At 57.4% G+C, this 14,491-nt stretch carries 8 protein-coding genes; 2 read left to right on the top strand and 6 right to left on the bottom strand.

Annotated elements, in window-relative coordinates:
- Window positions 1–201: 201 nt before the first annotated feature.
- The 5 genes from J0A66_RS18340 to J0A66_RS18320 all read right to left on the bottom strand — a co-directional run bounded on the left by J0A66_RS18340 (window position 202) and on the right by J0A66_RS18320 (window position 9,972).
- Window positions 202–2,073: a DUF885 domain-containing protein gene (locus tag J0A66_RS18340; RefSeq protein ID WP_206575308.1), complete on the bottom strand. Its 1,872-nt coding sequence runs from the start codon at window positions 2,071–2,073 to the stop codon at window positions 202–204.
- A gap of 110 nt (window positions 2,074–2,183) precedes the next feature.
- Window positions 2,184–3,536, bottom strand: coding sequence for a DUF3300 domain-containing protein (locus J0A66_RS18335; RefSeq protein WP_206575307.1), 1,353 nt, complete (start codon window positions 3,534–3,536; stop codon window positions 2,184–2,186).
- Between the two features lie 578 nt (window positions 3,537–4,114).
- Window positions 4,115–5,572: an efflux transporter outer membrane subunit gene (locus J0A66_RS18330; RefSeq protein WP_206575306.1), complete on the bottom strand. Its 1,458-nt coding sequence runs from the start codon at window positions 5,570–5,572 to the stop codon at window positions 4,115–4,117.
- Window positions 5,559–8,732, bottom strand: coding sequence for an efflux RND transporter permease subunit (locus tag J0A66_RS18325; RefSeq protein WP_206575305.1), 3,174 nt, complete (start codon window positions 8,730–8,732; stop codon window positions 5,559–5,561). The genes J0A66_RS18330 and J0A66_RS18325 overlap by 14 nt, the downstream gene beginning before the upstream one ends.
- 1 nt (window position 8,733) lies before the next feature.
- Complete coding sequence (locus J0A66_RS18320; protein ID WP_206575304.1) at window positions 8,734–9,972, bottom strand: efflux RND transporter periplasmic adaptor subunit; 1,239 nt, start codon at window positions 9,970–9,972, stop codon at window positions 8,734–8,736.
- A 142-nt stretch (window positions 9,973–10,114) separates the two neighbouring features.
- Here J0A66_RS18320 and J0A66_RS18315 point away from each other — a divergent pair, with 142 nt between their 5' ends.
- Window positions 10,115–11,128, top strand: a complete 1,014-nt coding sequence (locus J0A66_RS18315) for a LysR family transcriptional regulator (protein ID WP_206575303.1) — start codon at window positions 10,115–10,117, stop codon at window positions 11,126–11,128.
- 95 nt (window positions 11,129–11,223) lie between these two features.
- On the top strand, window positions 11,224–12,048 hold the full coding sequence (locus J0A66_RS23435) for a hypothetical protein (RefSeq protein WP_241264292.1): 825 nt from the start codon (window positions 11,224–11,226) through the stop codon (window positions 12,046–12,048).
- Window positions 12,049–12,085: 37 nt separating this feature from the next.
- Here the strand turns inward: J0A66_RS23435 and J0A66_RS18305 are convergent, their stop codons facing one another.
- Entirely contained in the window at window positions 12,086–14,296 is a 2,211-nt protein-coding gene (locus J0A66_RS18305) for a M12 family metallo-peptidase (protein ID WP_206575302.1), read from the bottom strand.
- Window positions 14,297–14,491: the final 195 nt, after the last annotated feature.

The following is a 14,491-nucleotide window of genomic DNA, read 5'->3' as shown; positions in this document are numbered from 1 at the left end:
TCAGGAGAAGAGATGGACTTCTGCACGGCGGCTATTTTGAAGTCCATCGAATAACGTCTTTTTGTGGTGACTTTCATAAACACCTTACCTCTTGAATTAAGGTGTCTACTTTTTCAGGGGCGGATCACTTTTTGCTCGTCCCTCGTCCCTCGTCCCTCGTCCCTCGTCCCTCGTCCCTCGTCCCTCGTCCCTCGTCCCTCGTCAAGCCCGATTCTGCTCAATCCACTCCCGTACATCCTGCTCGACAATGCTCATTGGGCGGGCGCCCGGCAGCAGGATCAGATCGTGGAAAGCGCGGATATCAAAGGCATCGCCCAGTTCCTGTTGTGCCAGGTCACGTAACTCGACAAATTTCAGCATACCCATCTTGTAACCCAGGGCCTGACCCGGCCACGCCATATAACGTTCCACTTCGGCCACAACATCGGTCATTGCGGTGCCGGTGGTGGTATGGAAATATTCAATGGCCTGTTCGCGGGTCCACTGCTTAGCATGCAGGCCGGTATCCACCACCAAGCGGACGGCCCGGTACAGCTCTGCCTGCAGGCGGCCCAGGTCGCCGAAAGGATCATCCTCATACATGCCAATTTCCTTGGCGGTCAGTTCAGAATACAGTGCCCAGCCTTCGGCAAAGGCGTTAAACGGGGCATTCTGACGCATCAGACCAATATCCTGCTGAGCCATATTCAGGGCGATCTGGAAGTGGTGACCGGGCACGGCCTCATGATAGGTCAGCGTCTTCAGGCCAAAGCTCGGCACGGCGGCCATATCGCGCAGGTTAATCCAGTAGATGCCGGGTCTGGTGCCATCCAGTGAGGGCGGCGTATAGAAACCTCCCGCTTCGCCTTTTTCCGACACCGGCGGAATCCGACGCACCTCCACTGCCTGGCTGGGCATGGTGGCGTAAAGATCCGGTGCCTTTTGCATGATCTTGTCTATTTCTACATTCAGGCTGGCCAGCAAGGCTGCCCGGCCTTCATCGGAATCGGCATACAGGAACTGGGGCTGCTCGGCCAGGGCTACCATACGCTGGCCTACTGTTCCCTCTTGGTAGCCGTTGTCTTTGAGGATCTTATCCATCTCGGCACTGATCCGGGCCACCTCACTCAGGCCAATCTGATGGATTTGTTCTGCGCTCAAATCACTGTCGCCCAGATAACGAATGGCGTGCTGGTAGAAGTCGCTACCGCCGGGCTGGCTCCATATACCATCCCCTTTCGGTGCCAGCACTTCTGCCTCCACCACTGCCTGGCGGGCTGACCGGTATGCCGGGTAAATGCGTTCGGCTACCAGTGCAGTGGCGTTGGAGACCAACTCCTGACGTTGCTGGTCGGATAAATCCTGCACTTTGTTAAGGCGTTCGGCGAAGGTCGTTACCAGCGGATGCCCTGCGGGCTCGGCGGACAGGAAGCTGTCGAAGAAGCTCAGGGTCCCGGGCACCAGTTTTTTCGGCAGCACCACACCGGCCTGAGCGTCTGCCTTGAATTTACTGACCACCTCTGCGGTCATGGTTTCCAATGCGGCCAGGCGGTCCAGATAAGCCCGGGCGTCGTCCATACTGGCGATACGCTGCTGTACCTGCATCAGCTTGGGAATATCGATGAGAGGGCCGGATATCTGATTGATAATATAGGGCAAATGTCCGGCCCAGGTATCGATATAGCCTGCGGCGAAATCAGCATCTCCGGCAAAATACTGCTCAATCACCTGAACTATCTGCAGGTGCTGGCGGGTCGGAGCATCCAGTGTGCTTTTGTCAATGGCGGCCAGGGCATCGGCCGCCTGTTGCATCTGATTCTGCACCTCCTGCATTCCGGCTGCGGAATAATCGGGCAGTCTGTCGTTGTAAGGGCCGCCGACCTGCTCTTGGGGCACATCCAGCATAGTGGACAGGGCCGGTTGCAACTGCATAAAGGCCAGGGTGTGCTGCTCCACCAGGGCGCCAGGAGAAATGCTTTGGGTCTGGGCCGCTACTGTCTGCTCGGTGGTATTGGGGGCACTGCTCTGCTGGGCGGGCTGACAGGCACTCAGTGCGGTGACGACCGCCAGGCTGATAAGGGTTTTCTGGTACATGGAATTCCGTGAGTGTGGCTTGCAATCATCTCACGTTATCTTATTTTCCATTGGATTGGCAGGGAGTTCACCCCCTGCCAGACGGCATCTGTCGTCCTTTTCAACCCTTTCTAGTGTCGTTGTACTCGTTCGGCCCCGATCTTACCCGCCGGCTGGTGCTGACGTTCAGCCTTGACCGTGCGTTCCACCGTGCGGGCCCGCTGCTGCACCGGCCTGGTGGGCTGAACACTTTTCTGCGGCTGGGCCCGGTGTACCTGGCGATTCTCCACCCTGGCCGGTTGCTGCACAGCTGAGCGACTTCGAAGTGGTTCTTTGCCGGCGGACTCGACGCGCGCCGGTTTGACGATGATATCCGGCGTGCGCCTCGGGTCCATTTTGCGCTGCTCCTTCTGGATCCGGCCCATATTATTGTTCAGGCGTCTGTCTGGTTCATGTTTGTTCAGGCTCTGGATCCGTTCCCTGACCCGTTCGTGCTGATGTTTACGCTCCAGGCTGGGTGATTTGTAGCGGCTCGGGTCGCGCACCGCCTTGTCCAGTTGAGCACCGCGATCGATGGTGACCCTGGGCGGTGAATAGGGCTTACCGCCCTGGTATTCACGATTTACCGTCACTTTTCGATGTGCAACCGGGTGATGGTAGCGCACCCCGCGGCGATGTTTTATATCGTGGTGCCAGCGGTCTCCCACATCGCGGTACCAATAACGGCGCGGATACTGATAGGGTCGCTGATGGTAAAAGGTCCGGTTGATCACCACATGACGATTGGTCCAGTGCAGGGCACTGAAATAGAAGTAGGGGCGCACCCAGATGCTGGGTCCCCAGTACACACCGCTGACACCGTAATAATGGGGATGAGACCAGTAATGGGGAGAGTTGTGCCACCACCAGTCACCGTAGACGATGCGGGTATCGTAGTAGGGCACATAAACGGTTTCCCGCCTGACCGTCTCAATCCGGATCACATCGGGCTCTTTTTCCACCACCACCTGACTATTGGATGACAGGTTACCCTGTTCGTAAGCCCGCTCCCGAAGCACCTGAATGCGCGCCAGCACCTGCTCCTCATCGGCCAGAAACGCCTCGCCCAGGTCCTGTGTCCAGGTCAGATCCTCGCTCATCTTCTGCAATAGATCCTTAAAAGGCAGCAGTGCCTTGACGCTGGGGTCCCAGTCCTGGTCCTCCACCGATTCCAGTATTTCTGCAGCATCCAAATCCGGGTGTTTTTCCCGCCAGCGGGCAGCCTGTATCACCTCCAACGGATAACTGGCGGCAATCAGTACATGGGACAACAAAGTATCAGGATACAAGGCGATGGGCGCCAGCAGGCTGTCCAGTTCAGCCATATCGAGGGAGGCGGCAGTCTCCTGTGTTTGTGTCTGTTCGGCCCGTGTGGCTGGTACCAGCAGAAGGGCTGCCAGCATCAACAGGGCCAGGGGGAATTTCAAATGTCGGTGGGTGGGCATAACATGCCTCCTTTTAACCAGCTTGCCTGATTTATAGCCCGGCTGGACTTAACCCCGGCTGAACTAGGGCGTGTTTATCTTTCATATTGACGCTCTGCTGGAGGCCATTTTTTTGCCCGGCAAGGAAGAAGGAGTGCGGTTTAGTGGGCCTAAATAAGCGACTGACCAATGGGAATGGAACCCATTGGAACAGCGAAGCTGGCCTCGAAGAGGTGAAATATAGGGATATATTTCATATCACGCCGCTGGACGGAAAAAAATGCCGGGAGCATTTTTTAACAGCTTGGCTGGCCGCTTGTCGGCGAGTATCAGGGATGATACGAGTAAAAATGGCCCCAGCCCGAAGGGTTGAGGCTAAAAACCCCTCACTCGGCGTTGCTCCCAACTTGTTTAGATGGCTAAACGGCGTTAGTCGCGCCTTGATTGAGGGGTTTTTAGCTCTCAACAGAGGCCAATATAAAAGATAAACACGCCCTAGCTGACATTTGTCCATACAGTGAATTGAGGCAGCCCGGCGTTCTGGTTGGCGATAAGGAGCGCCTCAGGGTCGCGGCCGGGTGCCTCAAAAGGTTGGCTGGTCAGCTGGGGTGGTTGGTGACCAGCCGGATGTCTGCGGTCAAGGCTCCACCAGGGCTCTCTGCGTGCAGGCCACCGCCAAAGGCCCGGTAAACTTCGGTCAGCGCAGAAAAGGTCAAAGCCTGGGCCTGTACCAGGTTATCCCTGGCGGCCAGCAAGGAACGCTGGGTGTCGAGCAGATCCAGCAGCTCAATGGCGCCGGCATCATATTGCACCTGGGCCAGCTCCAGTGCCCTGCTGGCGGCTTCTACCTGGGCTGCCAGCAAATGACTGCGCTGCTGTACCTTGGCGTAATCGTGGAGGGCAGACTGGGCTTCGCTGACAGCATCCAACCACTGCTGCTGCAGATTAGCCAGGGCAGCCTGTTGATTGGCATTGGCCACCTGGATCCGGGCCCGCACCGAGGACAGATCAAACAGTGGCAGACTCAGGCTTGGCGCCAGGCTCCAGGCACGGGTCTCACTGCCAAGCTCGCTGGCGCCGGGAGACAGAAAGCCCAGAAAACCTGTCACCGACAATGCCGGATACTGGGCGGCTTCACTGACACCCACGCTGGCGGTGGCCGCAGCCAGTCTGCGTTCCGCCTGGCGCACATCGGCCCGCTGACGCAACAGCTCTACCGGTTCGCCCAGGGCAACGGGCTGGCGTAAGCCTGGCAGGGTTGTCTGCTGCCATTGCCAGCCGCCCAGTTTCTGTTCGCCACCGGCCAGGGCGACCAACAGATAGCGGGTACGCTGCGCCCGGGCCTCCAGATCCGGCAGGCTGGCTTCAACGCCTTTGAGCTGGGCTTGTACCCGTAAAAGATCCAGTTCTGACGCGTAGCCCGACTCGAATCTGGCCTGAATAATCTGCCGGGTACGGGCCAGGCTTTGCAGATTTTCCCTGGCGACCTCAATACGGGCATTGAGGCCGTTGAGTGTGGCATAGGAATCAGCCACCTGGGCGACCAGGCTGACCTGCAGATCCTGCCAGGCGAACTGGCTGGCCTCGGCGTCGGCCTGAGCCGCCTCCGTGGCGCGCCGGAGCTTTCCGAACAGGTCAATGGTCCAGCTAAGGTCCGCGCCAATACGCACACTACGGCTGTTAATCCGCTGAGTACCCTGGCCGGGAACCACCTGATCCTGGGCCTGATAGCTGCCTGACAGGTCGCCGCTGGGCAGGGTGTCATTGCCGATATCCAAAAAACGGGCGTAGGCGGCCTGCATATTGGCCCTGGCAGCACTGAGTGAAGGATTGTGCGCCAGGGTGGCCTGAATCAGCCTGTTCAGTTGCTGATCATCGAACTGGCGCCACCAGAGCGGTTCAAAAGCCTGGTCTGATTCAAAGTCGGCGCCGCCAAAGCTGGCGTTTTCCAGTTCGCTGGCGGCCAGCTCGGGCTCCTGATAATCCGGCCCCAACGCACAGCCGGGCAGGACCAGGCAAAGAGTGATGGCCAGAGGCAGGTATTTAAGCTTGTTCATGGGCGACCTCCTGGGTAACCGGCAGGCGGGGGCTGGCAGGGCGCCGGCTTCTGAGCAAATGATAGAAGACGGGGGTCAGGACCAGGCCGAACAGGGTTACCCCGATCATGCCGGAAAAGACCGCCACGCCCATGGCCTGACGCATTTCACTGCCGGCTCCGTCGGAGAACACCATGGGCACCACACCCATAATGAAGGCGATGGAGGTCATTAGTATGGGACGCAGTCTCAGACGGCTGGCTTCTTTAATGGCCGCCAGGGTCGCCATGCCTTTATCTTCCAGCTCCTTGGCGAACTCCACGATCAGGATGGCGTTCTTCGTTGCCAGCCCCACCAGTACAATAAAGCCTATCTGGGTAAAGATATTATTGTCGCCGCCATAAATGATCACGCCGGTCATGGCGCTGAGCAGCGTCATGGGCACAATCAGGATAATGGCCAGCGGCAGGGTCAGGCTCTCATACTGGGCGGCCAGTACCAGGAATACCAGTATCACCACCAGCGGGAATACCAGTACCGCAGTATTGCCCGCCAGGATCTGCTGGTAGGTCAGCTCTGTCCATTCGTAACTCATGCCCAGCGGCAGGGTTTCGTTGAGGATCCGCTCGATAGCGGCTCTGGCCTGGCCAGAGCTGTAGCCCGGCGCAGGAGAACCGTTGACTTCGGCTGTCGGATAGCCGTTGTAGTGCATGACCCGATCCGGGCCGGCGGAATGCTCAACACTCAGGAAAGAGCCTAATGGGATCATTTCCCCTGCGTTGTTACGTACCTTGAGTTGGGCAATCTGCTCGGGCTCCTGGCGGAACTGCTCGTCGCCCTGCACATTGACCTGATAGGTGCGGCCAAACTGGTTAAAGTCGTTTACATACACCGAGCCAAGGTAAGCCTGCATGGTCTGGAACAGACTGTTCATATCCACGCCCTGGCCCATGGCCTTGGTTCTGTCCACATCCACATCCAGCTGCGGCACATTGACCTGGAAGCTGGTGAAGTTGCCGGTCAGCTCTGGTGCTGCCCAGGCCTTGCCGATGACCTCCTGGGTCACCCGGTACAGCTCCTCAAAGCCCAGATTGCCGCGGTCCTGAATTTGCAGCCTGAAGCCGCCAATGGTGCCCAGTCCCTGTACAGGCGGGGGCGGGAAGATGGCGACAAAAGCATCCTGGATGACACCAAACTGCTGATTGAGCTGGGCGGCGATGGCGCCGGCAGACAGTTCGGCACTCTGGCGATCGGCAAAGGGTTTAAGCGCTGCAAACACAATGCCGCTGCTGGGGCTGTTGGTAAAGCCGTTGATGTTCAGACCAGGAAAGGCCACCGCGTGCTCCACCCCCGGATGTTCGAGCATGATATCGGACATCTGGCGGATAACCGCTTCGGTTCTGTCCAACGAGCTGGCATCAGGCAACTGGGCGAAGGACACCAGATACATCTTGTCCTGGCCCGGCACATAACCGGTGGGTGTGCTGGCAAACTGCTGATAGGTCAGGGCCATCAGACCGGCGTATAGCACCAGGATAATGCCACTCATGCGCACCAGCTTGCCAACGCCCTGGGTGTACCCCTTGGCGCCCCGGTCAAACATGCGGTTGAAGGGGTTAAACAGCCAGTTGCCAAAGAGTCTATCCATGCCACGGGTCAGCCAGTCTTTGGAAGCACCGGTCGGCTTGAGCAACAGGGCAGCCAGGGCCGGACTCAACGTCAGGGAATTAATGGCCGAGATAAAGGTGGAAATGGTGATGGTCAGGGCAAACTGTTTATAGAACTGACCGGTCAGCCCCGACATAAAGGCGGTGGGAATGAATACCGCAGCCAGCACCAGGGTGGTGGCCACGATAGGGCCAGTGACCTCGCGCATGGCCTGCTTGGTGGCTTCCACCGGCGACAGACCGTCGTGAATATTCCGCTCTACGTTCTCCACCACCACGATAGCATCGTCCACCACTATACCTATGGCCAGCACCAGGCCGAACAGCGACAGGGCGTTCAGTGAAAATCCCAGTAAATGCATGATGGCAAAAGTACCGACCAGGGAGATGGGCACCGCTACCAGCGGAATCACCGAGGCGCGCCAGGTTTGCAGGAACAGCACCACCACCAGGACCACTAGTAAGATGGCCTCCAGCAGGGTGTTGATCACGGCTTTGATGGAGCCGCGCACAAAAACCGTCGGGTCATAGACAATGGAATAGTCCACGCCCTGCGGAAAGGTCTGCTTGAGTGTGGCCATAGTGGCGCGCACATCGTCAGAGATCTGGATGGCGTTGGAGCCCGGTGCCTGGAATACCGGCAGGGCCACCGCCGGCTGATTATCCAGCATTGAGCGCAGGGCGTAGGAGTTGGAGCCGAGCTCCACCCGGCCCACATCACGGATCCGCGATATCTGCCCGTCCTCGCCTACCTTAACGATAATATCGGCGAATTCCCGTTCGTCGGCCAGGCGGCCCTTGACGTTGATCAGCAACTGAAAGTCGCTGTCGCCAGTGGGCTGGGCACCCAGACTACCGGCTGCGGCCTGCTGGTTCTGGGCGCGGATAGCATTGACGATATCGCCAGGATTCAGACCCAGCGCCGCCACTTTCTGGGGATCCAGCCATACCCGCATGCTGAACTCGCCGGCACCGAACAGGCGGACATTGCCGACGCCCTGAATGCGGGCCAGTTCATCTTTCACATATTGGTCCGCATAGTTGGACAGGTAGAGCATGTCATAGCGGTTGTCAGGCGAAATCAGGTGCACCACCATGGTCAGATCCGGTGAGGACTTCTCCGTCACCACGCCAAGCCGCTGTACTTCCTGTGGCAGGCGGGGCAGGGCGCGATTGACCCGGTTTTGCACCAGGGTGGTGGCATCATCCGGATCCGTGCCGATGGCAAACGTAATGGTCAGGGTCATACGACCATCGGATGTGGCCTGGGAAGACATATACAGCATATCTTCGACACCATTGATGGCCTGTTCCAGGGGCGTGGCCACGGTCTCGGCGATGACCTCCGGGTTGGCGCCCGGGTAGCTGGCGGTGACCACCACGGTTGGCGGCACCACTTCAGGATATTCGGTGATGGGCAGCTTCCATACCGCCAGAGCGCCGCCGATAAAGATCAGCAGAGACAGTACCCCGGCAAAGATGGGGCGCTGGATAAAAAATTGCGAGAAGTTCATCTCAGCCCCCTATGGTCGCAGTGTGATTGGCAGCAAGGTGCGCCAGGTCGGCACTGTTATCCAGGCGTTGTTGCATGGCCTGCAGGTTTTCCAATTGCTCCTCGCTGGCCATCCTGACAAATTCCGGGCTGACGGGGGCGCCGGGCCGAACCCGCTGCAAACCGTTGACTACGATGCGATCAGACGGAACAAGACCGGATTTGACAATACGCAGGCCGGCCAGCTTCTCGCCCAACTCCACCGCGCGATATTGCACCTGGTTGGACTCATCCAGCACCAGCACAAACTTGTTACTCAGGTCCGTGCCGATGGCACGATCATCGATCAGAATGCCCTCATAACTGGCGCTGCCGGTTAATTTGATCCGGGCAAACAGGCCCGGCAGGAACTGACCCTGCTGATTACTGAAGACAGCCCGGGCGCGGATGGTGCCGGTGCGCGGGTCCACCTGATTGTCCATAAAGTCCACCACACCTGCATAGGGATGGCCGTCATCACTGGCCAACCCCATAAATACCGGATGGGCAGCATCCCGGGCGTTGGCGCGGCTGCCGTCCCTGGCCAGTTCCAGATAATTGAGATAGGTTTTCTCATCGGCGTCGAAATAGGCGTAGATCTTATCGGTGGAGACAATAGTGGTCAGCAGGCTCTGGCCGGCCGTCACATAGTTGCCCTGGGTGATCATGGCGCGGGAGACCCGGCCGGAAATCGGCGCCTCTACGCGGGTGTAGCCGCGATTGAGCTTGGCCACTTCCAGAGCGGCACCTACCGAACGGATACGTGCTTCGGCCTGTTGTACCTGGGCGCGACGGTTGTCCACTACCTCCTGGGAGATGGCTGACTGTCCTGCCAGCTTCAGGGCGCGCTCATATTCGGTGCGGGCCAGACTGACCTGGCTTTCGGCCTGCTCAAGTTCTGCCTGCAGGCGGTTGACTTCTGCTTTGAACGGCTTGTTGTCGATAAAGAACAAGGGATCGCCGGCTTTGACCAGGGCACCTTCCTCGAAGGCGACCAGATCGATATAGCCCGATACCCGGGGGCGTAACTCCACCCGTTGCGGCGCTTCCAGCCTGCCGGTGAACTCATCCCACTCGGTAATGCGTTGGCTGATCACCGGTGCGACCGACACCTGGGGCGCCTGCATGGCCTGTTGATTGGCCTGAGTGTCGGATCCGCAGGCGGCCAGCAGGCTCAGGGATCCAAGCAAGACTCCAATTTGCAAACTCTGACGTAAAGACATGGTGGGCTCCTTAATTTAACCAGTTGCGACGCGGGCAAGTATGGGCGGGGTCAATAGATAATAAAAATTATAATTTCACATGAGTAACATCATTTAAAATTATGTGTCATACTCTACCCAACTAACGTAAGGAGAGGCCGGAATGCGCCACCAGGATCTCAATCTTTTGATGATTTTCGATGCCATCATGACCGAAGGGGCCATTACCCGGGCGGCCGACCGTCTGGCCATGACCCAGCCTGCGGTGTCAAATGCCCTGTCACGTATGCGGACGGCCTGGAAGGATGAGCTGTTCGTCAAGGATGGGCGGGGGATTCAGCCTACGGTATTTGCCCAGAATCTGTGGAGCCATATCCGTGATCCCTTACGCCAACTGGAAGATGCGGTAGACCCGACCCTGTTCGATCCCAAGACCGCCAGGCGTACCTTCAGGATTGCCACCTCGGATATCACCGTGGACATGATCTGGTCTCCCCTGCGCCGTCTGATTGAGCAGCAGGCGCCGCACATCAATATCCATTCCATCCCCAACACCATCGTCAATAATGAACGGATCCTCAACGATGCCGAAGTGGACATGGTGGTGGCCGGCCAGACCATTATGTCCAGTGTGATACGCAGCGAATACCTGTTCTCTCCACGCTATGTTTGCGCCATGCGCCCCGGGCATCCGCTGGCCGGCAAGGAATTGAAGCTGGAAGACTTTGTCAGGGCGGATCACCTGCTGGTCTCCATGTCTGGCGATACCACCGGAGTGACGGATGTGGCCCTGTTACAGATGGGGCTCACACGCAGGGTGGCCATGTCGGTAAATCATTTCTCTGCCGTTGCCCCCCTGTTGAAGGAGAGCGATTTAATCAGTGTGGTGCCGTCCATGGCCATTGAGAGCGAGATATTCAGTGGCGAGCTGGCCGTGTTCGAAACCCCGGTGGAGTTGCCACCCACCCAACTCGGTATCCTTTGGCACAAGCGCCAGGACAGGGATCAGGGCCTGATCTGGCTCAAAGGCATACTGGCTGCATTACTGAAACAACGCTCCGCCCAGCATTTCGCCGACTTGTCCCGTTGTTGCCGTAAGTCCCAGTGCCCCAAAGCCATGCTGGAGAAGCTGCAACAGAGCAGGCTGGAGTCGGGTAAGTTATCGGTGGTGGGCTGAAACATAGGCCCGACCTTGTGCCCAAACCGTTTTAACCGGGAAATTTACCGACCAAAGGACTGGTCAATCGCGAAAAAGCTGCCAGTCTTTGCCTTATGCAAAGATCTATTCTGTCTGTTTTCACGGCATTAGCACTTAGCTGCCTGACTCTGTCAGCGGCCAGCCCGGCCCAGGAGCGGCGCGACAACGCGCCGTACCGCCTGCAAGGCCTGCAACGCTTCGCCCCGGCGCAGCGGCAGCAATTGGAGGACTGGCTGGCCCATGCCGTGCAGGCTACCCAACAGACTCTGGGGAATTACCCTTTTGTCATGCACCTGCATCTCTACCCACGTAAGTCCAACCAACCCGTTCCCTGGGCCAACACCTGGCGCAAGGGACGACAGTCGGTGCATTTCTATGTGGATACCCGCTTTGATCTGCAACGATTTATCCGTGACTGGACGGCCTACCATGAACTCAGCCATCTGGCCCTGCCCTATCTGGGCAGTTGGGAATCCTGGTTTGCTGAGGGGTTTGCCAGCTATATGCAGTATCAGATTATGGCCAGGGCGGGATTGCTTGAAGGCACGCCGATGGACCACTACCGGCGTAAGCTCAGACCCCACCTTCGCTGGTACAACAGTGAGCATAGCGCGGCCTCGGTAGCCAGACGCCTGATGGAGCAAAAACAGTATCCCGCCGCCTACTGGGGTGGAGCCTGGTTTTTCGTCCTGGCGGATCAGCGGCTGGCCGAAGATCACAATATGCGGCTGACCACATTGATGAAAGATTATCTGCGGTGCTGTCGCAGCCGGGACACAACGCTGGATGAGGTCATTGCCTCTCTGGACGGGCTGGTGGGGGAGACCTTGTTCAGCGAGTTGCGAAGAGACTTCGAGCAACAGCCGGCAAAAAAAATGATACCGGCGTCACCGGATTAAAAAAAGGCCGTCACAGGGACGGCCTGACAGGGAGTCATCAGCGGATACTGATGTTTTTAAAGTAACTGACCCCGGTTGGATTACTCACATCATGATCCATCATGAAGAACAGCTTATTGAAAGTACCGGTATAGAACTGTCCCACCGGAATCTCAAAATGCTGATACTGGCCAGGAGTGGTGTAGCTGTAGGTCTGGTTGCCATATCTCTGGGTACCGTAGAGGGTGAAGATCTTGTCGGCGGTTTCCTTGTCGTCATTATCGAAACCTAAACCGTGCAATTCGCCCTTGCTGTCACTCATAAAGTCGAAGCTCAGCACCGAGTCCTTATCTATCTGGGTGTACAGGCTGATGGCTTTCCAGAGGTTGCCTTGCAGGCGCAGGACATTGCCATCTTCAAGGATGTGCACCGACCCCGTCTTATCCTGTCCGCCAGCATAGCTGAGGATCTCCGTATCATTGAAATTGAAGCTTAGCTGTTCGCTGCTTTGCTCGTAGACCCGTACATTGCTGAATACGCTTTCCCCGGTGGGGTTGCTCACATCATGGTCCATACCGAAGAACAGGGTTTTCATATTGCCCTGGTAGTAAAGCCCGACAGGGACCACATAGTGCTGGGACTGGCCCTTACCGTTATAGCGGCTCAGCATCTTGCCGTAAGGCTGCGTGCCGTAAAGCTGCAGGATGCGCTTCTGCCTCAGTTGGCCGTCTGTATCCATACCTATGGCGTGAATTTCGCCCTCCTTTGAGCTGCTGAAATCAAACTCCAGCACGGTATTGGCAGTGACCACATAGGGATAGTCGATATACTTCCAGCGGTTGCCCTGCATTCTCAGAGTCTTGCCCTGATCCTCAATGCTGACCGGGCCGGTTTTGTCCTGGGTGCCGCCGTAGCTGCCAAGGTAGAACTGGCTGAAATCGATGACGTCACCGGCAGGCGCGGGGGCGGATGCCACCTCAATTTCAAAGTATTGCGAGTCACTGCCAAAAGCGTTGCTGACGGTTATCTGCGCTACTTGTGTGCCTTCCTGGGCAGCTGTCGGGGTCCAGACGATTCTGCCGTCAGCCTCGATAATCATTCCGTCAGGGCCAAAGTCCAGCCGGTAGCTCAGCCCTGTGCCCCCACTGACATCAATCCGTTCATCGGCGTCGTAGGCATAGGCCAGGCCGACCCTGGCTGAGTTGCCGGCTGTCGAGCTGATAACCGGGGCCAGACCGTCCAGCTCATTAAGACAGTAGGCATTTTGAATACGGCTGTTCATCTGCTGCAGACTGCAGGTAGAAAACTGATCGTTACCATTGACCATCGGATTCATCAGAAATGTACCGCCGGTGGTGGCACAGGCTGAGCCGGACTGATTGTCGTGGGGCGCCCCGAAGTTGTGGCCAATCTCATGGGCGGCGATAAGCGCCGTCATGCTGCCGTATTTCTGGGTAATGCCAACCCCATAACTGGAGCACATGGCAGAGAGGTAAGCGATACCCACGGTGCTACCGTCCAGATTCCGGCCGGTAAAGAGGTGAGTAAGACCCGGGTTTCCTATTTCACTGTGAACATAGTTGCGGAAGTCCTGGATCAGGGTACTGGCGTTAGTGGCGGTGAGATAGCCGTCGTCAGACATGACATGACTTTGGACTATCTTCAACTGCACGCCCACCTGCTCCGAAAAGATACCATCGACAATATTCATCTCCGCCAGCATCTTTTCCAGTCCATTGCCAGCATAGGCCATATTGAACTGGGTGTCGGCGACGACGGCCAGTTCCAGCTCTTTACTGGGGGCAGTAGCAGCCAGCTCGTTGAGATCCTGCACATAGTGCTGATAGTCAAAAGAGGAGTCAGAGAAGTGCGCGGGCCCTTCCATGCCGCACAATCCGTGATGCTCGATATCCGAGGCTTTGAAAATCACATCGCGCCGGCCTTTCTGCGCCAGTCTGTCCAGCAGGTTGTGGTTGGTCAGGGCGTCCTTCACGTTACTGCCCTGTTCGATAAAATAAAGATCCTCTCCATCAAAGAAAGCGCCGGAGTAGCCGCCGTCAATATAGGACAGCCTGACCCAGGAGCGGGGATGGTCTTTCAGCTTACCCTTGTAAAGTACCAGCTCGCCGTTGGACATATCAGCGTCCAGGCCCTTGAACAGGTTCTTGTTCTCCTCCAGTTCAAACCGGTGGGCGGCCCTGGAGCTGCTGACGGACAGTTCAAACTTGTTGCTGTCGGGCTTGGCCCGCAAATGACCTATCTCAGCCACGACGGCGTGTTTTATAGTGATATCCCTTGCTGGTGCGGCATTGACCAAAGCAGGAGTGAAGGTTAATGCACAACATGACAGTACTAAGAGCTGGCGGCCAAGGCGGGAACACCAGCCGGCATTGCGGGAAAACGACATAGCTAAACCTCAAATTTGAGCAGTGAAGACCGCTCAACGACTAACGGGATATCAAAC

The organism is Bowmanella dokdonensis, from assembly GCF_017254865.1.
GTDB lineage: Bacteria > Pseudomonadota > Gammaproteobacteria > Enterobacterales > Alteromonadaceae > Bowmanella > Bowmanella dokdonensis.
Note: the sequence above shows the minus strand (reverse complement) of the source record. Positions and strands in the feature narration are given on the sequence as shown.

Bases quoted from the DNA above. Each gene is read 5' to 3' on its own strand.
- J0A66_RS18335 (WP_206575307.1), bottom strand. From the start codon at position 3,536: ATGCCCACCCACCGACATTTGAAATTCCCCCTGGCCCTGTTGATGCTG.
- J0A66_RS18330 (WP_206575306.1), bottom strand. From the start codon at position 5,572: ATGAACAAGCTTAAATACCTGCCTCTGGCCATCACTCTTTGCCTGGTC.
- J0A66_RS18340 (WP_206575308.1), bottom strand. From the start codon at position 2,073: ATGTACCAGAAAACCCTTATCAGCCTGGCGGTCGTCACCGCACTGAGT.
- J0A66_RS18315 (WP_206575303.1), top strand. From the start codon at position 10,115: ATGCGCCACCAGGATCTCAATCTTTTGATGATTTTCGATGCCATCATG.
- J0A66_RS23435 (WP_241264292.1), top strand. From the start codon at position 11,224: ATGCAAAGATCTATTCTGTCTGTTTTCACGGCATTAGCACTTAGCTGC.
- J0A66_RS18320 (WP_206575304.1), bottom strand. From the start codon at position 9,972: ATGTCTTTACGTCAGAGTTTGCAAATTGGAGTCTTGCTTGGATCCCTG.
- J0A66_RS18325 (WP_206575305.1), bottom strand. From the start codon at position 8,732: ATGAACTTCTCGCAATTTTTTATCCAGCGCCCCATCTTTGCCGGGGTA.